The following is an 18,330-nucleotide window of genomic DNA, read 5'->3' as shown; positions in this document are numbered from 1 at the left end:
GTATCATGAGACGATGACGCAGTATATTCAAACCCTGCGGATCGAGCACGCCCAGCACCTTCTCCTGCAAACGAACATGACGGTGAATGAGATCGCCCGCGCCTGTGGGTTTATGCACGTGACCTATTTCATCAAATTGTTCCGGGAAAGCACCGCAATGACTCCCAATGCGTATCGCCGCAACTACGGACTCCTCCTCGTGACGACCTATTGATTGAGCCCTCACCGACGGAACAATGTCGGGACCAAAATTGCATTCTCCTTAAACAATATTTTCACTTTGATTCCTATTTTGACACTTCTTTGACTTGCGACTGTTATTCTGTGCGCGCCGATGCGTATACGGATAAATTTTCAGCAAAGAAAGGAAGCGATAGAGCATAGAGTTGTTGAAGCTATTTGCGCTTAATGCAATTTAGGTTTATTCTGGACTTGACACAATTCGTGATCCTCGTGGAGTTTCGGAAAGTAAGCCCATGCGATGGGCATTATCAGGAGACACAGCATGCACATTCGACGACGCTTATCGAGCACAGGGGCGCTAATCGGCGCAGCCGTCTTTTTGTCCCTCACCGCCGTTCCCAGCCACGCGCAGCGTCTTTTCGGCTTGCGCGGCCATGGCAGCGTGCATCGGGGCGTTGCGCAATCCAGGGCGCTGTCGCGGCTGGACGCGAGCTCCGGTCTCGAGCTCGCCATCAGCCTGCCGGTGCGAAACCAGGCTCTGCTCGACGCAACGATCCAGGAGCTTTACGATCCGAATAGTCCTAACTACCATCAGTATTTCAGCGTCGATGATTTCAACAAGACGTTCGGGCCCACGGATCAAGATTACAATACAGTCATTACGTTTCTGAAAGCCCACGGCTTGGCGGTCAGCCAAACTTACAAGAACCGAATGATCGTGGATGTGCGTGGATCGATCGGCAGCATCGAACAGACCTTTCACGTGCATATGAACCGGTATCAGCATCCCACCGAGAATCGGACATTCTTCGGTCCCGACGCCGAGCCGACCGTGGATCAATCGGTCCCGATCCTGGATGTGACCGGCCTGGATAACTTCACGCTGCCGAAGCCCAAAAGCACGCGCGTCTCGTCCGTGGCCGTCAGCAGCGCCACGGGAACAGCGCCCGGTGGGGGTTACCGGGGAAACGATTATCGCGCCGCTTACTGCCCGCGCGTGACGCTGGATGGGAAGGGACAGACGATCGCCTTGTTCCAGTTCGGAAGCTACTATCCGGCGGATATCACGTCTTACTGCACGCAGTCGGGACTGCCGCCCGCCAGTGTCTCGCAGGTCCTTTTGAACGGCGTCTCCTCGACGCCGGCGGCGGGCTCGGACACATTGGAACAGTCACTCGACATTGAAATGACGCATGCCATGGCGCCGGCCGCCAATATCTTGTTCTACACCGGCAATAATGCCGCCGATATCTGGAACCGGATCGCGACGGACAACATCGCCAAGCAGGTCAGCTCCTCCTGGAGCGTCAGCCCTCCGCCCTCGACCCTGAACCAGATTTTGCAGCAGATGGCGACGCAGGGGCAGTCCGTGTTCAACGCCAGCGGCGATGGCGGCTATTCAGCCTCGCCGTTCGGATGGGACGACAACCCCTATATGACGAGCGTCGGCGGCACGGTGCTCACGACGGCCGGCGCGGGCGGCCCTCAGTTCTCGGAAACCGGCTGGGCTTCGAGCAGCGGCTATATCAGCCCCAACTTCCCCATTCCCACCTGGCAGCAAGGAATCAGCATGGCCGCGAACGGCGGCTCCACGACCGAGCGGAACTGCCCGGATGTCGCCATGGTCGCCGATTCGCTTTGGACGATCTGGAACAACGGCGCGACGGGATATGCGGCCGGCACCAGCGCGGCGTCGCCCCTGTGGGCCGGCTATATGGCCCTGGTCAACCAGCAGGCGGCGGCGCACGGCAAGCCCACGGCAGGCTTCATCAATCCGGCGGTCTACGCCCTGGGAAAGAGCGGCTCCTACGGCGCCAACTTCTACGATGTGACGTCCGGCAGCAACGGCAAGCCGGCGGTGGCGGGCTACGATCTGGTCACTGGCTGGGGATCGCCCAAAGGACAGGCTCTGATCAATTACCTCAGCGGCTCGACCGGCGACGCTCCGTTCTTCATGATCGTCAACCAGACCAGCGGCAAGTGCCTGGATCTGATCGGCGGCAGCCTCAGCAACAGCGCTAACACCAACCAGTGGTCGTACGACTACAACGGCCCCAATCAGCGCTGGGCATTGGTTCCCACGGAAGGCGGCAACCACTTCAAGATCGTCTCCTGGGTCAGCGGCAAGTCCGTTTCCGTCTCCAACGATTCGACGGCCAACAGCGCCCAGCTCTGGGCGTACGACTACACAGGCAACAATCCGAGCCAGCAGTGGGACTTGGTCGACGCCGGGAACGGCTGGTACAACATCAAGAACGTCCGCAGTGGTCTGCTCATGGATGTCTCCGGATCCAGTACGGCCGACAACGCCAAGATCCAGCAGTACGCCAACACCAACAGCGGCGCGCAGCGGTGGCGATTCCAGCCGTGGGGTAACTACTACATCCGCGCGGACGGCGGCCGGTACATCTGCGTCCAAGGCGCCGGCAGCACGAACGGCAGCTCGATCATCCAGTACGATCAGCAGAGCAACCCCTGGTTTAAGTGGAGTTTTACGAGCGAAAGCGATGGCTTCTACGGTCTGTTCAGCCTCAACGCCCCAAGCCGCGTGCTCTGCGTGGCGAACGGTTCGTCCGCCGCCGGCTGGAACACGCACCTCTGGGATTACAACGTCAGCAACGCCGGCGATCAGAAGATAAGAATCCTGCCGAAGACCAACGGCAAGTTCAAGTTCTACTGGCAGCACGACGGCATGACCTGGGATATTCCCGGCGGCGCGACCGGCAACAATATTAACCTCCAGCAGTATCCCGACAACGGAAACTCCTGGCAGGACTTTGGCCTGGAGCGTATTCCTTAACCGAGACCTCTCCATGCAAGCGGCGGACACTGAGGCTTTCTCAGTGTCCGCCAGCTGTCTTCTCTGGAATAGTTTTGGTATGAATTTTGGAGGCGAAATCAGCTGTTTAAAGGCTTTTCATATGTACCAAAGTTACAAAAGTTATATACAGTTGCCGTTTTGTTCTATATACGTCCTCCTGGATCAATGATATAATAGTCCTATACTTGGTCCAATAATACCAACAGGCACTTATTATTCAAAGGAGAAGATCATGTCCATTCAAAACTCAACACGACGCAAAGCGTTCACACTGATAGAACTGCTCGTTGTGATCGCTATCATTGCAATTCTTGCCGCCATTTTGTTCCCTGTTTTCGCCAAAGCACGAGAGAAGGCGCGTCAGATCTCTTGTCTGAGCAACCTCAAACAGCTAGGTTTGGGCATGCTGCAGTACAATCAAGACAGCGATGAGTCATTCCCGCGCTCAAACTGTCCTCCGGACCGTGACAACTGGGCGCAGGTCATCTATCCTTATGTCAAATCCATGAATGTGTATAAGTGCCCGGATAATCCGGATGGAGCTCGGTTTGATCCCACCAACCGTTGGAATAATGGCGCAGGCACTCAAAACGTAACTTGGATGGGACAAACGAACTGGCTGACCGGATCACAGGCAATTCCGTCATCATATGGGATGAGCAATTTCATCGGCGCGTTTGAGCTCAACGGCGGGCGGGCTCTTAGCCAGGCGAATATCAACGCGCCGGCGAATAAGATCCTTCTTGCCGAGCGATACGGCAACAACAACGGCGCGAAGGTTCCCGGCTGCAACCAGCCGCCTGCCAATCAGGACGGCATGGGGTGGTCGGACTGGGATACGACAAACACAAGTACGACTTGGTCATATGCATGCGAACTGTATGTTCCGCACACGAAGCAATCGAATTTCTTGTTTGCTGATGGCCATGCGCGATCGATGCGCCCCGTCAATACCACTGGCGTTAATGGACAGCCGAACATGTGGGGGTGTATGAGTAATTCGACCGTCAATGCTCAGTATCCCGCCTGTACGCAGGGTGACGTGAACGCAGACAATCCAGATCCGGTGCAGACGCAGTCCATGCAGATGCTTGAGAACAACTCCCCTGGCTAATTTCGCACAGTACGCTTAACTAAGAGGTAGAAGTATGGAGCCGCCGAGAATTTTCTCGGCGGCTTTTGTCGTTGGGATCTTTCTTGCTGCCGATTAAGCGTACGGTCCGATGGGTATGACTGAATTACGAAACTTTAGGAGGTGGCGCCATGGCCGGAACTGTTGTGGGCGTATTTGAGGATAACAAAGTCGCGGAGGCCGCCGCCCAGGCTCTGCTGGACGCCGGCGTTCCGCTGAACGACATATCGCTGGTCCGCAAGGGCGGAGGCGGTGAAGTGGGGACTCCGAGCTTGGATGGCAATGCGCCGGAGCGGAACTCGGATGAGTTTCTCTCGCATGCGGTGCGAGAGGTGCCCACACATGATGTGGAGCAGCCGATCCACGCCGCCGATGAAATTGCGCCGCGCGCGGCGGTCGGCATCGTCACCGGCAGCGCGCTGGGGGCGCTGCTGGTATCGCTGGCGGTGCTTGTGCCGGGGCTGGGAGCAATCGTAGCCGCCGGGCCGCTGCTGGCGATGATGTCCGGCGGCGTGGGCGGCGGCGTGATCGGCGGCCTGATCGGCGCTTTGACGGCGGGGGGCATTCCCGAGGAAGCCGCGCAGTCGTACCATGAGCACGTCGCGGCGGGCGATACGCTGGTGACGGTCCTCGCGAGTGATGGCAACCACGAGAAGCTGGAGAACATCATCCAGGAGCATGGCGGGCACGAGCTCGGCTACTTTTCGCGCTTTATCGATTCGGTCCAAAGTATCGAATCATAATTTGCAGAGAATGCAGTGTTTGAATGAAACAGAGCGGGCTTCCCACAGGAAGCCCGCTCTATTCTTGAGAGAATTACGCGGATTTGATGGCGTCATACCGGGCGGCGACGGCTTCCCAGTTGATGACATTGTAAAACGCCGTGATATAATCGACTCGCTTATTCTGATGTTTGAGATAGTAAGCGTGTTCCCACACGTCTATCCCCAGAAGGGGCGTCCGGCCTCGCGAGAGGGGGCTATCCTGGTTGGGCAAAGGCTCTAAATCCAGGCCGCCCGATCCTGCGGTCAGCCATACCCAGCCGCTGCCGAATACGCCCAGCGCTTCTTTGGTGAACGCCGCCTGGAAGTTTTCAAAGCTGCCGAACCGCACTAGCATGGCGTCGTTCAGCGCCCCGCTCGGCGGCTTCGAGCCGCCGTATTTGCCGAGCGTCTGCCAGAACAATGTATGGTTTGCGTGGCCGCCGCCATTGTTGCGGACCGCCGTGCGGATCGGTTCCGGGACAGACTTTAAGTCTTTGAGCAGATCTTCCACGGACTTTGATTGCAGGTCGGGATAGCTCGCCACGGCCTTGTTGAGGTTGGCGACATACGCCGCATGATGCTTGTCGTGGTGGATCTTCATCGTCGTCGTATCGATGTAAGGCTCAAGCGCGTCGTAATCGTACGGCAGTGGCGGCAGGACGAACGGTCCAGTCGCCGCAGGCGGGGCGGCCGGCGTGACCGGCGCCGGATCGGCGGCTTGGGCGACACGAGGCGTATAAGCGGCGGCGGTAACACCTGCGGCGGTGAGCAAGGCGGACTTGAGAATCTCGCGTCGGGTGATCATGACCAATGTCTCCTAACTGCTGTGGTGTAAAACAAAGACCGCAGGCAATCATTTTCGTCTGCGATCATCGTTTCCACTATACCCGAAATTGAAACTGCTATTGCAGCGGCAAACTCCAGAAGCCACGCGGCGCGCTAGCGGACAGGATCAAGGACGATCGCGTCCAGCCCAAACTGAGAGTTCGCTGAGGCGGCGTTTGTGCCGGGAACGACGACGGTCAGCTCTGAAGGGCCAGCCGGCAGTTGTATACGTCCCAATGTTACCGGACCGCTGCTGACGACCTTGTCTGAGTATCCGTCAAAGACGCCGCCGACTGTCTGTCCATTGATTTGAAACGCCGCCTGCCCGTAATCGTTCGCTTTGGTGAGAGAGAGCGACACGTCGTAGGCTCCTGCCTTCGGGGCGCTGAACGTGAGTGTGAGCGTGTCGCCGGCTGCTTGCCCCACCCAGATCAACTGGCTGTCGTCGCTCCAGACGGAGTCGAAATCCAGCATGGATTGTGTTCGGAGCTGACCTGCGCTGACGCGTGTGGAGCCAGTCAGCGCTTCGCCCTCGATGGCGTTCGCAACGGAAGGATGGATGGGAGCGACGCGCGGAAGCGCGATCTGGTCGGCGTCCGGAAACTTCGCCCATGGGGTCGCCGGGCCATCGGAGTACCAATAAGAGACCGAGGAGTAGTATACGCCCGGCGTGTCGTTGCCGGGGCCGTGTTCAATCTGTCCGTCCAGCGACTTCTCGAAAACCGGCGCCTCGTTCACGAACCATCGGAAGCAGTTGAGCTGGCCTGCGTCCTCATTCTTGACGAAGAGCCCGTTCATCGGCAGGCAGTTCGGGCCGGTATTGAAGCTCCACGCGCTGTTGAACCCGTCCTCCGTGCCTGTGCCATTCCAGGGACCGACGACGGTCGCCAGGCCGTTCTTGGCCGGCGTCCACGTCTGCGAATCTGACCGGAACTGCTCGTCTCCCTCGATAAACCCAATCCCATGACGGCTGGCCATTGTCTGGACGACGCCGACAAACTTGCCGCGCTGTCCCGCGATATGCGCCCAGGAATGTGGCTTGCCTGTCTCGGTGATCTCCTGCGACCAGAGCGCATGGAAATATCCTTCCTGTTTGCCGTCGAATGCTCCCGACGCCACCTGTGCTGTCCATCCGATTTGGAGCGGCGTCGAGTTCCCATTCTCCAGCTCAAAGCGCGCTGTGCGCGCGAACGGCATCGGGAAGTACGCCAGCATCGATCCATCCGGGGCGACGGCGAGGAACAGCGTTCGGAACGTTTTATTGTGGGCGTAGGCGTTCCCAAAGAAGTCCGCGACAGGCGCTTCGATGTCTGGCGTTTGATGACCGTCGAAATACGCGCGCAGCACCAGACGACGAAGATTGAGGTCGGCTGCATCCGGCGCGGCCAGCCGAATGACGTTCACACGTCCGGGGCCTTTATAGGAACCCAGGGCAAGCGTTGCGTGAGGCGCGATCCGTTCCGTCGCCGGGAGCGCGGGAAGATCGAGCAGCGATGCCGACAGTGTGCTCCACTGGATGTTCGCGCGATCGACAGCAATTTGATCTGTTCGAGACAGCGGCAGTGCAAACGACCGCACCTTGGTGTCTTTCGGAAAGGAGATGTAATTCACCTGGTAGTACATCGACGTGGCGTCAGCGTCGTTGTTTCTTGATACGACCCGGCAGTGACGCGCGTAGGGGATCGGCAGGTAGCTGTAAGCTCCTCCCGACGAAATCCCCGCCAGCGGCGCCGCGAAGGGCGCGTACGCTTCGTTGAAAAGACTGCTGAAATCGGCGCCGACGACGGGCGTTTTCGATCCGTCGAGATAGATCTGGATTGTTCCCTTCGGGTTCGCGGACCATATCCGAACGATCGCGCCCGGCCCGTCCATCTCCGCCATCACATGTTCCGCGCCCTGCTCGGAGAGATAATGCCCCTGATCGTTGTTGGCGCCCTGCTGCTCGCAAGAAGAAAACATGTGCGATGTCCAATGGTTCAAATCCGGCAGCTGTGCGATATCCGTTTCCGACTTGAGCAGTGTCGTCAGATCGATCTCCGGCGGCGCGGCGTCTGTACGGGCGGGAACGATGGCGCATAGCAGCGCGCCGAGCGCCCATGCGCGGCTTAGTTTGAAGTGAATAGTCATAAGTATCCCAGAAGAAGTATCGCAAAGAGTTTTGAGTATTATAGCAATACTAGTATTGCAAGTCAATATGAACAAATTCGCCATTATCCGGTACTAAGATAATACCATCGCTCGTTCATCCATCAAAGGAGCAGCACAATGATTGCTTTGCCTGCACTGGCGCTATTGGCCATGACGCATCTTTCGCCGGATTATTTTGGCGTATATCCACTGAACGCGTCTTTTCTCAAACCCAGCGTCGCGCTTTATGTTGTCGGGAGCTACAAGACCGGCTTCGGCGAGCCGGAAGAAGCGTTTGAGTACCTTGGGCTCGTCCAATCCGGCAAAACGAAGCTCGTTCACTCTCTCGCGGAACTCCGTGGGAGCGTGGAGATCAAGAGCGGTAAGGACGCCCTCGATTACGTCCGTTTGCGGACATCCCCTCCGACGTGGTTTCTGTGGAAGGGACGCCCAACGGTGGAAATGGCGGAGAAAGAACGTGCTGGTGAAATGACGAACTATGGCCTGCACGCTTCCCTGGCCTCCGGCGTAAAGCCGAAAGCCATCCTGGGAAAAGCGGGCGTGTCCCCGGCGACCGTCCAGCCACTTGGTCAAGGCTATCGCGTGACGCGCTGGCTGCTGGTGGAAATCGGCGGTCACACTCGTCGCGATCGTTACGTGCTAAAACGGGTGCAGGAAGACGTGAGCGCGGACGGCGGCTATCAAATGCGCGTTCTCAAGCAAACGCCCGCCGCCAATGGGTGGAGTATCGACAAATTCGAATGATCGTCCTGTGCTGGATTATTGGAGTATTCAAAATGAGAACAGATTTGGACGTAAAGATGGGGAAAAGCATTCTCTTCATACTGCCCGTACTGGCCTGCTCGATTTGTGCGGTCCCTGCCGTTGCAATGATCGCCGCCATCATGCAAGGAGGCGAGCGAAAAAATGTTTCTCATTTAATCGCCGTTGGCAAGACGCCGATTGATATCCGCGTCGTCGCCATTCACGATCCGATGCTTGTCTCTGCGATTTTGAAAGGCGCGAAAACGAGGCAAATCTCGGTCTTAGTCGATCAGAATTCAAAGGAGCTAAGTGCTCTTCTCGCACAAAGGAATATAAGAATACGTATCTCACCCATTAGCCAAAAACGACGATTTGGGCAGGAGAAACTCTCTTCTTTGTTTGTATTAGAAGTTGGCGACGGATATTACAAGGAATGGGATGGCGCACTTATTTGGACCAAGAAAGCATTTAAGCGAAAGACAATTTTTCTCATGGGAGGCGGAAAGGGGCCGGGTGAGAATTGGGCCGATATGTCGCGGGCGTTTGATCGCGACTTTTCGAGGGCTGCGCCGATCCAATGAATTTGCAGTGGCTTAGTCCTCTTCCGGCGGCATCCGCCCGGCGTCGCGCATGGCGTGGAGGACGGCGACGTGGGCTTCTTCGAGTTGTTTTGTCAGGCGGCGGATGGGCTTGATTTGCGCTTCGGGGAGGTGTGCGTACATGGGGCCGCAGACGTAGGTGGTGCAGCCGAAGGGGCGCAGGTCGTCGGGGAAGGTGCAGCGGCCTTTGTGGAGGTATTCGCAGGATTCCATGGGGGCGGTGTCGCCAGCGGCCATGGGAAGCGTGACGGCGTTCTCGGAAAGACGGTTGCCGGCGTAGGAGACGGCGGGGGCGTAGGGGTCCATGTCGCCGAGGTGCGGGAACGTGTGGCCGGTTCCAATAGCGAGGGCGACGTCCATTGGGGTGACGCGGGTCGGCTTAATGCAGCACGGGGTCGTGCAGCCGGGACAATGTTTTGCGGTGAACGGGTCGAAGAGCGCGCGGATCTCACGCTGGATGCGCCGGTAGTCGGAAAGCGGGTTGCCGCGCGTGCGTCGTTTGCCTTTCATTGCGTGACGCCCCAATCCCAGCCGGCGCGCCCGACGCGCATCGGGAGCTTCAGGCTCTTGCCCGTGGCGATGTCCAGGCAGAACAGCTCATCCTCGGGGACGGGGGGCTTGCTGACGGTGTAGGCGACGTATTTGCCGTCGGGGGACCAGCGCAGCGAGGTGATCTTGCGCCCGCCGAAGATGGACCAGCCGGGATTGACATGGATCGCTCGCGAGGGGCCGCGCATCGGGACATCGTTCAGCTGGATGTCCATGGGGCGGCCTTTGGTCACGTACGCGAGCTGATTGTCATGATCGCCGAGCGTGTAGGCGGCGACGTTCGAGATTGTGCTGTAGCTGATGCTGTTTTTGGATTCCGAAGCGTCAATAATGTTGAGATCCGCGCTGGACTTCGTGCGCGCCAGAAACGCCCGTAATCCCATGGGACCGACGGTCGGATCGCTCGTTGTGGAGGCGCCATTGGCGGCAGTCGCGCTCGGCGGGAGGCTGAGCGCGGTGACGGTGGGGGCGCCGCCGGCGATCGGGAGGGAGTAAATCGTTCCGTCGTTCAGGAAGACGATGGATTTGCCGTCGCCACTCCAGGCGAGGCCCGATGGCGGCTTCATGTCGCTTTTGCTCAGATCCAGCAGCAGGCGCGGCTTGCCGCCGCCGTGCGTCCCCGTGTCCGCCGGCGCCAGCCATAGCTGGTGCACGATGTCGTGGGTTCCCTCGACGATCGTTATGACCTGCTTGATATAGGCGATCTGCCGTCCGTCGGGCGAAAAGGCGGGCTGGTTGATCCAGTCGCGGCTGCCGCCATCGGTGTCCTGCGGCTCGACCTCGCGCAGCATCTCGCGGGACGCGCCGTCAAGTGTGACGAGGCGCATGCCGCGCAGCGTCGTCGTCTTCTCCGAGGGCGCGTCGGCGTCCATATAGACCAGGCGTCCCGTGGGAAGCGCCATCACGACCGGCGGCGCGGTGAAGCGCCCGGCCATTGTGATCGCGAGAGGGATGGCGACAAGAAGCGTGGCGACGGCCCATGGCCAGCGCTTGGGGCGCGGGCGTGGCGGGGGCGGCGCGTCGTCGATGGTGCTAATCACGAGTGAGGGCATATTCGTTCATATTCGGCCGCATGTAGCGCGCGACCAGCGGGTAGGCCTGGGCGACCGCCGCATAGACTTGCTGCGCGATCTTTCGGTAAGACGGGTGTCCCTGCCGCGCCGAACGCAGCTCGACGAAGTGGGTCACCGCACGCAGGTTCCAGGTGAATAGGGCGCGGACGCGCGTGCCGAGCGGCAGGATATACTGCGCTTCGTCGGCGAATCCGGCTGCGACCAGATGTGCGTACGTGGCGGCGGCGCGGCCCATCAGGGCGTCGTACTGCTCGGCGTAGCCGAAGCGCATGATTTCCGGCGGCGTCTCATAACCCAGCGTGGGCGTGAGCGCCTGCGTGGTCTGCGTCGCAATGCGATGCCGCTGGACATCCCGATAGGCGCCGTAGTCCATGGTGATTTCCACGGTGCAGTCGATGCGCTCCAGCGCGCGGCCCGGCGCGTCGTGTCGACCGCGTCCCTTGAGATATACGTCGACGATCCGTTCTTTCGTTTCCTGGTCTAATGTTCGGACATGGGAAAGGATCTGGGCCATGGGGGCGTCGGCGGCGCCGAACAAGATGGCGGCGACCAACCGATCGTCGGCGTCCGGGTCGGAAGCAATCAGAGCGACGCCGGATCCGGGGGCGACTTGCTCCAGCGCATCAAATCCCAGCTCGGCGGCGATCGTCGCGACGGACTTCTCTGTTTCTTCGCGATACGCGCTATGATCGGCGTATTTCAGAAGGGTCGGCACGATGTGCTGTGCTTCGCTTTTGAGCCGCTCGCCGATGGCGCGGCCCTCGGGCAGGGGCTGTGAGAGCAGCTTGGTGATCAAATTTTCCAGCGACCGCGCATTCAGTGTCAGGCCGATGTTCGTGTAAGTCGCGGCGGGAAGCAAATAACGCAAAATATCGAATGTGCTGGCGCGGCAGGCGTTGTCGTAACCCCGATCCGTCTGCTTTTCGGTCTTGGGAACGCGCGACTTGATCTGCGCCACAATGTCCTCGGTCCAGCCCGAGTAGGCGTCCAGAAGCGCGGCCAGCGTCCCGCGATACTCGGCCAAAAGCTCGGGGTGCTCGGTCAGAGCCGGCGGGGTGTACATCTTCTCGATGTCGAACGCCACATAGCGCGTACTCTTTTCGGTGTACGACGCCAAACGTCCGTCTTCAATCAGCTTGGACGCGATAATACTCACATCTTCAATGGCGAGATGCACGCAGCCATGTTCGGCGACGCTGCTATGGCCATACCCCACGACCCACTTCTCATGAAACACCCGGGCTTTTTGCCGAGCCGCCGCAAGGGCGTCACTGTCCTTTTCTTCGAGAGCGGGCGCCGCGCCGCCGGCGTTCGTCAGGTCCAGATCGCCCTCGTGAAGAAGCTTGAGCAGATTACGCCGCAGGCTGTCCTTGCTGCGCGAATAGTAAGCGAAGAGGACGGCGACGACCTCCTCGGGCAGATTGCGCAGGGCGAAGATCGATCCGTCTAAGTTCGTGACGTAAGGGGCCAGCGCGGCGCGCTCTTCGGGAGAAAAGGTTTCGATCATGGGCTCTGTTTCAATAAAATCGTGTTCGACTGGCCGCGACGGCGCCGCAAGTCGTTCGTATATTATGACACACCGGTGGCGCTCATTGGCCGTTCCCATTCAAAAACGGCTTGGTCAGCGTTTCCCCCATAGCTTGGAGCTCGCTGAGGTGGCGCTGGGAAAGATGAGCCAGCATCTCCTCGCCCTTCGGCGTGAGCGTGACGCGTACCTGGCGGCGGTCTTCTTCCGATTGGGCGCGTGCGACAAGGCCGGCGGCTTCCGTGCGGCTCACGAGGCCGACAGCAGCGTTGTGATGGATTTGCAGAGCGTCGGCCAGGTCGCCGACACTCGCCCAGTCTCGGCCGGGCTGTCCTTTGACGGCCAGCAATAATTGGTGCTGCTGCGGCGTGACGCCCGCCGCGCGCGCGGCCTCCTCACTGAACCGCAGAAAGCGGCGCAGGGCGGCGCGAAACGAGGCCAGCGCTTCATAATCGCTCTTGGTGATGGGCGTCTCGTGTTGGGGCATTCCGTTGAGCCTATCGAAAATTATATCGCATTATGATATAATTTATTTTATGAAACACGAAAAAACTTCGCATGACAGGCGTCATGCTACCACACCGCAAGGCGGGCTGTCCATTGCGCCGTCGCTGGAGGAAGCGCTGCCGCGAACGTCGGGCAAGGCGCTGGGGAATGGCGGCGCGCGCGTGCTGGATCGGCGCGTGCTGTTCATCAGCGCTGTCGCGATCGGCATCGCGATGGTATCGGCCTTGATCGCCCATTTGCTGACGATGCTGATCGGCCTTTCGACAAATCTTGCTTATTATGGGCGCGTCTCCACGAGCTTCGTTTCGCCGGCGCACAATCATTTGGGCTGGCTCGCGGCGCTCGTTCCCGTGATCGGCGGCTTGATCGTCGGCGTCATGGCGCGTTACGGCTCGCGGGCGATCCGTGGGCACGGCATCCCGGAGGCGATGGAGCAGGTGCTGACCAACGGGAGCCGTATCCCGCCTAAGATCACATGGCTCAAGCCGCTGTCGTCGGCGGTGGCGATCGGGACGGGAGGCCCGTTCGGCGCCGAGGGGCCGATTATCGCGACCGGCGGCGCGCTCGGCTCGTTCGTCGGGCAATTGCTGCACACGACCTCGGCGGAGCGAAAGACGCTGCTGGCGGCGGGGGCGGCGGCCGGAATGACCGCCACCTTCGGCAGTCCCATCGCGGCGGTTCTGCTCGCCGTGGAGCTTTTGCTGTTCGAGTTTCGCCCGCGCTCTCTTATTCCAGTCGCGCTGGCGTGCGTCACGGCGGCGGGAATCCGGTCTTCGTTCCTGGGAACGGCGCCGGTGTTCGCCATGCCGGGCGTTGTGGCTCCGGGAGAGATCGCGCTGGTCTTCTATGTCGCTTTGGGCCTGGCGACGGGCGTGCTCGCCGTGGGAGTGACTCGCCTTGTGTACGCCGTCGAAGACGCTTTTGAAAAGCTGCCGATCCACTGGATGTGGTGGCCGGCGCTGGGCGGTCTCGTGGTGGGCCTCGTGGGACTTGTTGCGCCGCGCACGCTGGGTGTTGGCTACGACAATATCGAAGGCTTCGTGACCGGTACAAGCGTTGGTCAGGCGGCGCTTGCCCTGTGCGTCTGGAAACTGGTTTCGTGGGCGATCGCGCTCGGCAGCGGAACGTCGGGCGGAACGCTGGCGCCCCTCTTTACGATCGGCGGCGGCTTTGGCGCGGTGGTCGGCGGCCTGGCGATCGCATTGGCGCCGCATGCGGGGATCGATGTGCGTTTGGCTGCGCTGGTTGGGATGGCGGCGATCTTCGCCGGCGCATCCCGCGCCTTTCTCACGGCGGTGGTCTTTGCCTTCGAGACGACGCTTCAGCCGGCCGGTCTGATACCGCTGCTGGGCGGCTGCGCGGGGGCTTATTTGGTGTCCTGCCTGCTGATGCGCAATACCATTATGACGGAGAAAATCGCGCGGCGCGGCGTGGTTGTCCCCGGGGAGTATGTGTCGGATCACTGGGAGCAAGTCGCCGTGCGCTCGGCCGGCGCCCGTGAAGTGGTGACGCTGGCCGCCTCCGACACGCTCGCCTCCGTGCGTCTCTGGCTGGAGACCCGCGAACCGGGCTCGCGTCACCAGGGGTATCCCGTGCTGGACGACAAACAGCGGCTGACCGGCGTCGTCACCCGCCGGGATCTGCTGGATGGAAACCCGGAGGATGGACGCCGTATCGGCGATCTCGTCAAGCGTGCTCCGGTGACAATCACGGACAACCGCTCCTTGCGCGAGGCGGCGGACTTGATGGTGCGCGCGGGTGTGGGACGCCTGCCGGTCATGGCGCAGGGCCGCAAGGATCTGCTCGTGGGCATTCTGACACGGCGCGACTTAATCAGCGCGCATGGCGCGCGGCTTGCCGAAAATCATACGGCGGTGCGTCATATTCGAGTGCGGTCGGCGCTGAGCCGACGATGGCGGCGGATTTCCGCGCGGGTTAAGGGCTAAAGCACCCGGACCGTCAAAATACAGGCGTCGTCGCGCAGGTCGCCGCGCGCGTGCTTTTCGACGCCGGCGATGATCCGCTGGCAGAGGCCGTGCGCGTCCTCGTGGAGCGGGTGGGCGCGCAGGAGGTTGGCGAGGCCGTCGACGCCGAGCATGTCCTGGCGCGAGGGGCCGGATTCGGAGAGGCCGTCTGTGTAGAGCAGAAGGGCGTCACCCGCCTGGAGCCGACGCGCCTCGTGGGTGTATTCGGCGGTGGCCTCTACTCCAAGCGGCGGGCCGGTTGGCCCCAGCATCTCGATATGGCCCGTGGCGGCGTGGCGCAGCAGAACCGGCTCATGGCCGCAGGAGACATAGGTGAAAGTGTGGTCGGCGGGGGAGTACTGGGCGACGCACATGGTGACGAATCCGCTCAGCAGGTTTTGCGTGGTGAGAATTTGATTGAGCTGGGCGACGGCTTCGGCGAGAGGCAACCCCTGGTAAATGACACAGCGCAGCATGTTGCGCACGGCGGCGACCTGAGTGGCGGCCGCAAGACCTTTGCCGGAAACGTCGCCGATCACCAGGATGGTGTTGTCCCCTTCGGGGGAGAAGAGGTCGCAGAAATCGCCGCCGATCTCCGCTTCCGCGAGCGCCGCGCGGTAGAAGTCGGACACCTGGAGACCGGGCATGCCTGCCGGCATCTTCGGCTGCAATGTCTGCTGCAGGGCGATGGCGATGTTGTGTTCGCGCCGGCTGATCCGGACGGCTTCCACCGCCGTGCGCGTCTGCATCGCGACGGCTTCCGTCAGGCCGATCTCCGCCTCTGTCCACTCATGCGGCCCGTCCGCCATGGCGACCCCGAGCAGTGCGACGAGGCTCCCATCGTCAAAAAAGGGAACGTTGAGGAGGGCGCGGACCCCATGCTGCTCCATCACGGCGACCGTTTCTTTGGGCCAGGGATACAGGCGGGTGTCGGGGGCGATCAGCGTGCGGTTCCCATCGAAAATATGGCGAAAATCGACTGCGAAGTCCGCCAGGGGGTAGTCGCCGCTGATGGGGAAGAGATCGTCGCGCCGCCATTCCTCGGCGATCCAGATCCGCTGCGCGGCGAAATCGATCTGCGCGAAGTAGCAGCGGTCGGCGAGCAGGGCTTGGCCGAGGGAGCGGGACGCCACGGTCTGAACCTCCCGTGGGTCCAGCGTCAGACGGATCGCCTGGCCGATCTCATTGAGCAGCTTCTCGTGTTGATAAGCCGTTTCCAGCGCCGCTTCCGTTAGTTTTTGAGCCGTGATATCGCGGACCGTCAGGACCGCGAGGGCGGGGGCGCCGTCGCCGTCCGCCGCCATGCTTCCATTGTAACTGCCGATAAAGGCTGCGGTCCCGTCGAGTCGCCGCAATTCCACCTGGAGATCGGTAAAGGTCTCGCCGGCGAGGGCGCGGGAGAGGGGCCACTGGTCCAGCGGCAGCACTTTTCCAGACAGATCGCGTACTTCAAACCATTGGGGAAGGTCCGTCAGGGATTGCCGCAGGTCTTCGTGACGCGCGAAGCCGACCAGGCGCACGTACGCCTGGTTCGCGGCAAGCAGGCGGCCCGACGTGTCGGCGATCACCATGCCCTCGGCGAGGCTGTCGATGATCGCTTCGATCTGCGGCAGGTCATGTTCCCACTTCCCCAGAAGCCTGGGGTCGGGCGGCTCGGGCGACGTCATATTGTCTGTGAACCTTCATTAGGAGGCGCGGTTTGGAAGGCCGCTTCGGATCAACCGGCGTCACAGCCTTGATGCCAAAATAATACCCGTTTCTACTGTCTGCTCGTTCGCACGAAGCCGTTGAAATGAGACGAGTTTGAAGAAAATCGGCGGGGGCCTTGACTTGGGATGCGGGCAGGGGTATAATCTGCATCACGTAACGGAAACGGGCGGATAGCGTAGCGGTAGCGCATCTCGTTTACACCGAGAGGGTCGGGGGTTCGAATCCCTCTTCGCCCACCAAGCGTCGATCTCACGAAAAAGCGTCATTCCCAAGCGGACGCAGGCGAATCGTCTCGATGTAGCCTGTCGGTCACTGCGCCGCCTTAGCTCAGTTGGTAGAGCACTCGACTGAAAATTGAGGTGTCACTGGTTCAAGTCCGGTAGGCGGCACCATTTACGACTGGAAATGATCAAGGGAGAGCCTCGCTCTCCCTTTTCATGTTTGTCACTGTTCCAAATCTCCAGCACGGCGTTTGATGCGGGGTCTCATGGCGTCACGAATTCGTCCCTTAGCGGTCGTCGCTTACCGAGGAGCGCCTCAGTTGTGTCCTCCGGGAAGCACCGTGGCGTCTCTGCGCAAAGCCGTGGAATTGAAGGCCAGCGGCCTGATGGTCGATGTCCGGCGCACCCGTGACGATATTCTCGTGATCGACCACGACGCCGTGCGCATGGTGGACGACCGCGAAGTTCCCCTCCACGCCAAATCTCTTTCCGAATGGCGGGCTCGCACCGCCGATACCGATACCCCCATGGCCACTCTCGACGAAGCCATGTCCATCGCCGCCTCCGCGAAGATCGGCCTCATTCTGGATTTTCGCGAATCCGGCACCGAAGCGCTGCTGGCCCGCGCGATCCGAGGCAGCGGTTTTCCACTCGATTCCATCCTCGTCACCGGCGCCGACGCCACCAGCCGCGTCATTCTGCGCGGACTCGACCCACGGATCCCGCTGGGACACACCCTTGGCTTTGGCGAGGGCGCTCGCATCAACGCCAAACTGCTGGCGGACCTTGATGTCGACGCCGTCACCTGGCATCATCGCTTGATCACCGGGCCGATCGCCAACATCCTTCACCTCCGCGACATCCGCGTCTACGGCCTGCACGCCGACCTCGCCGAAGATATCCGCCGCCTGCGCGATGCGTGCAAGGTGGACGGCATCATCACCAGCGCCCCGGACCTCACCCGAGCCGTCTGATTGCTCCCTACTTTCCCCACGCCTGCTTTTTTATCGTAATTGGCGCCAAATTAATAATTTAAATGGTACCAAATTATTACTTGACATTGGATCCAAAGCATGTTAGAATATATTCGTTGCTATGGTACCATGTTTTGATAAATGGAGCCATACGGCGTTTCCGTATTCTATTATCATCAGCGTATGACGCTTTTATTTGAAAGGACTTTCGTCATAAATGAAAAAGAACTTCACACAATCAGGCTTTACTTTGATCGAATTGCTCGTCGTTATCGCCATTATCGCGATTCTTGCCGCCATTCTCTTCCCTGTCTTCGCCAAGGCTCGTGAGAAGGCGCGCCAGATCAGCTGCGCTTCCAATGAGCGGCAGCTTGGCCTCGGATTTATGCAGTACACGCAGGACTATGATGAGTGCCTGCCGACGACGCACTGGGGGACCCCAGTCGGCTGGGCCGGTCAGCTTTATCCCTATGTGAAGAGCGCCGGATTGTTCAAATGCCCGGACGATTCGACAGCTTCCGTTACTGTTGGCGGCGTTACGGCAGTCCCAGTTTCCTACTCCATCAACGGCGCTCTTCAGGGCTCTGGAAA

The 18,330-nt window shown here is 60.2% G+C and carries 16 protein-coding genes and 2 tRNA genes; 11 read left to right on the top strand and 7 right to left on the bottom strand.

The features are described 5' to 3' along the window. From ABIZ35_RS05505 to ABIZ35_RS05490, 4 genes are all read left to right on the top strand, one after another. On the top strand, nucleotides 1-214 hold a 214-nt coding region (locus ABIZ35_RS05505), incomplete at its 5' end, for a helix-turn-helix transcriptional regulator (protein WP_348218870.1). A 291-nt stretch (nucleotides 215-505) separates the two neighbouring features. After that, entirely contained in the window at nucleotides 506-2,983 is a 2,478-nt protein-coding gene (locus ABIZ35_RS05500) for an RICIN domain-containing protein (RefSeq protein WP_348218869.1), read from the top strand. 253 nt (nucleotides 2,984-3,236) lie between these two features. Further along, on the top strand, nucleotides 3,237-4,118 hold the full coding sequence (locus ABIZ35_RS05495) for a DUF1559 domain-containing protein (protein WP_348218868.1): 882 nt from the start codon (nucleotides 3,237-3,239) through the stop codon (nucleotides 4,116-4,118). 149 nt (nucleotides 4,119-4,267) lie between these two features. Beyond that, nucleotides 4,268-4,879 (top strand): hypothetical protein, encoded by a 612-nt coding sequence (locus tag ABIZ35_RS05490; protein ID WP_348218867.1) that lies wholly within the window; start codon nucleotides 4,268-4,270, stop codon nucleotides 4,877-4,879. A 73-nt stretch (nucleotides 4,880-4,952) separates the two neighbouring features. Here the strand turns inward: ABIZ35_RS05490 and ABIZ35_RS05485 are convergent, their stop codons facing one another. Together ABIZ35_RS05485 and ABIZ35_RS05480 are read right to left on the bottom strand one after the other, a co-directional pair. Next, nucleotides 4,953-5,705, bottom strand: coding sequence for a superoxide dismutase (locus tag ABIZ35_RS05485; protein ID WP_348218866.1), 753 nt, complete (start codon nucleotides 5,703-5,705; stop codon nucleotides 4,953-4,955). Nucleotides 5,706-5,839: 134 nt separating this feature from the next. After that, a complete protein-coding gene (locus tag ABIZ35_RS05480) occupies nucleotides 5,840-7,852 on the bottom strand; it encodes a DUF2961 domain-containing protein (RefSeq protein WP_348218865.1) in 2,013 nt (670 codons plus the stop codon). 138 nt (nucleotides 7,853-7,990) lie between these two features. Here ABIZ35_RS05480 and ABIZ35_RS05475 point away from each other — a divergent pair, with 138 nt between their 5' ends. Then, nucleotides 7,991-8,617, top strand: coding sequence for a hypothetical protein (locus ABIZ35_RS05475; protein WP_348218864.1), 627 nt, complete (start codon nucleotides 7,991-7,993; stop codon nucleotides 8,615-8,617). A 32-nt stretch (nucleotides 8,618-8,649) separates the two neighbouring features. After that, nucleotides 8,650-9,198, top strand: coding sequence for a hypothetical protein (locus tag ABIZ35_RS05470; RefSeq protein ID WP_348218863.1), 549 nt, complete (start codon nucleotides 8,650-8,652; stop codon nucleotides 9,196-9,198). Nucleotides 9,199-9,210: 12 nt separating this feature from the next. Here ABIZ35_RS05470 and ABIZ35_RS05465 read toward each other — a convergent pair whose 3' ends face one another. From ABIZ35_RS05465 to ABIZ35_RS05450, 4 genes are all read right to left on the bottom strand, one after another. Further along, on the bottom strand, nucleotides 9,211-9,726 hold the full coding sequence (locus ABIZ35_RS05465) for a hypothetical protein (protein ID WP_348218862.1): 516 nt from the start codon (nucleotides 9,724-9,726) through the stop codon (nucleotides 9,211-9,213). Beyond that, on the bottom strand, nucleotides 9,723-10,817 hold the full coding sequence (locus ABIZ35_RS05460) for a WD40 repeat domain-containing protein (RefSeq protein ID WP_348218861.1): 1,095 nt from the start codon (nucleotides 10,815-10,817) through the stop codon (nucleotides 9,723-9,725). Before ABIZ35_RS05460 ends, ABIZ35_RS05465 begins: the two co-directional genes overlap by 4 nt. Continuing rightward, nucleotides 10,798-12,345 carry an FAD-dependent thymidylate synthase gene (locus ABIZ35_RS05455; protein WP_348218860.1) on the bottom strand — a complete coding sequence of 516 codons (1,548 nt, stop codon included), beginning with the start codon at nucleotides 12,343-12,345 and terminating at the stop codon, nucleotides 10,798-10,800. Before ABIZ35_RS05455 ends, ABIZ35_RS05460 begins: the two co-directional genes overlap by 20 nt. Before the next feature lie 82 nt (nucleotides 12,346-12,427). Then, on the bottom strand, nucleotides 12,428-12,850 hold the full coding sequence (locus ABIZ35_RS05450; RefSeq protein ID WP_348218859.1) for a MarR family transcriptional regulator: 423 nt from the start codon (nucleotides 12,848-12,850) through the stop codon (nucleotides 12,428-12,430). A 49-nt stretch (nucleotides 12,851-12,899) separates the two neighbouring features. Here ABIZ35_RS05450 and ABIZ35_RS05445 point away from each other — a divergent pair, with 49 nt between their 5' ends. Then, nucleotides 12,900-14,816, top strand: a complete 1,917-nt coding sequence (locus ABIZ35_RS05445) for a chloride channel protein (RefSeq protein WP_348218858.1) — start codon at nucleotides 12,900-12,902, stop codon at nucleotides 14,814-14,816. On the opposite strand, the gene ABIZ35_RS05440 is transcribed toward ABIZ35_RS05445, so the two are convergent. Beyond that, nucleotides 14,813-16,501, bottom strand: a complete 1,689-nt coding sequence (locus tag ABIZ35_RS05440) for a SpoIIE family protein phosphatase (protein ID WP_348218857.1) — start codon at nucleotides 16,499-16,501, stop codon at nucleotides 14,813-14,815. The two genes, ABIZ35_RS05445 and ABIZ35_RS05440, sit on opposite strands and share 4 nt — an antisense overlap. A 207-nt stretch (nucleotides 16,502-16,708) precedes the next feature. Here ABIZ35_RS05440 and ABIZ35_RS05435 point away from each other — a divergent pair. From ABIZ35_RS05435 to ABIZ35_RS05420, 4 genes are all read left to right on the top strand, one after another. Then, nucleotides 16,709-16,783: transfer RNA gene (locus ABIZ35_RS05435), tRNA-Val, on the top strand. A gap of 77 nt (nucleotides 16,784-16,860) precedes the next feature. Next, nucleotides 16,861-16,936, top strand: a tRNA-Phe gene (locus ABIZ35_RS05430). A gap of 95 nt (nucleotides 16,937-17,031) precedes the next feature. Further along, nucleotides 17,032-17,739 carry a glycerophosphodiester phosphodiesterase gene (locus tag ABIZ35_RS05425; protein ID WP_348218856.1) on the top strand — a complete coding sequence of 236 codons (708 nt, stop codon included), beginning with the start codon at nucleotides 17,032-17,034 and terminating at the stop codon, nucleotides 17,737-17,739. A gap of 217 nt (nucleotides 17,740-17,956) precedes the next feature. Then, the coding region (locus tag ABIZ35_RS05420) for a prepilin-type N-terminal cleavage/methylation domain-containing protein (protein WP_348218855.1) at nucleotides 17,957-18,330 on the top strand (374 nt) is incomplete at its 3' end.

The organism is Capsulimonas sp. (assembly GCF_039929585.1).
Lineage (GTDB): Bacteria > Armatimonadota > Armatimonadia > Armatimonadales > Capsulimonadaceae > Capsulimonas.
Note: the sequence above shows the minus strand (reverse complement) of the source record. Positions and strands in the feature narration are given on the sequence as shown.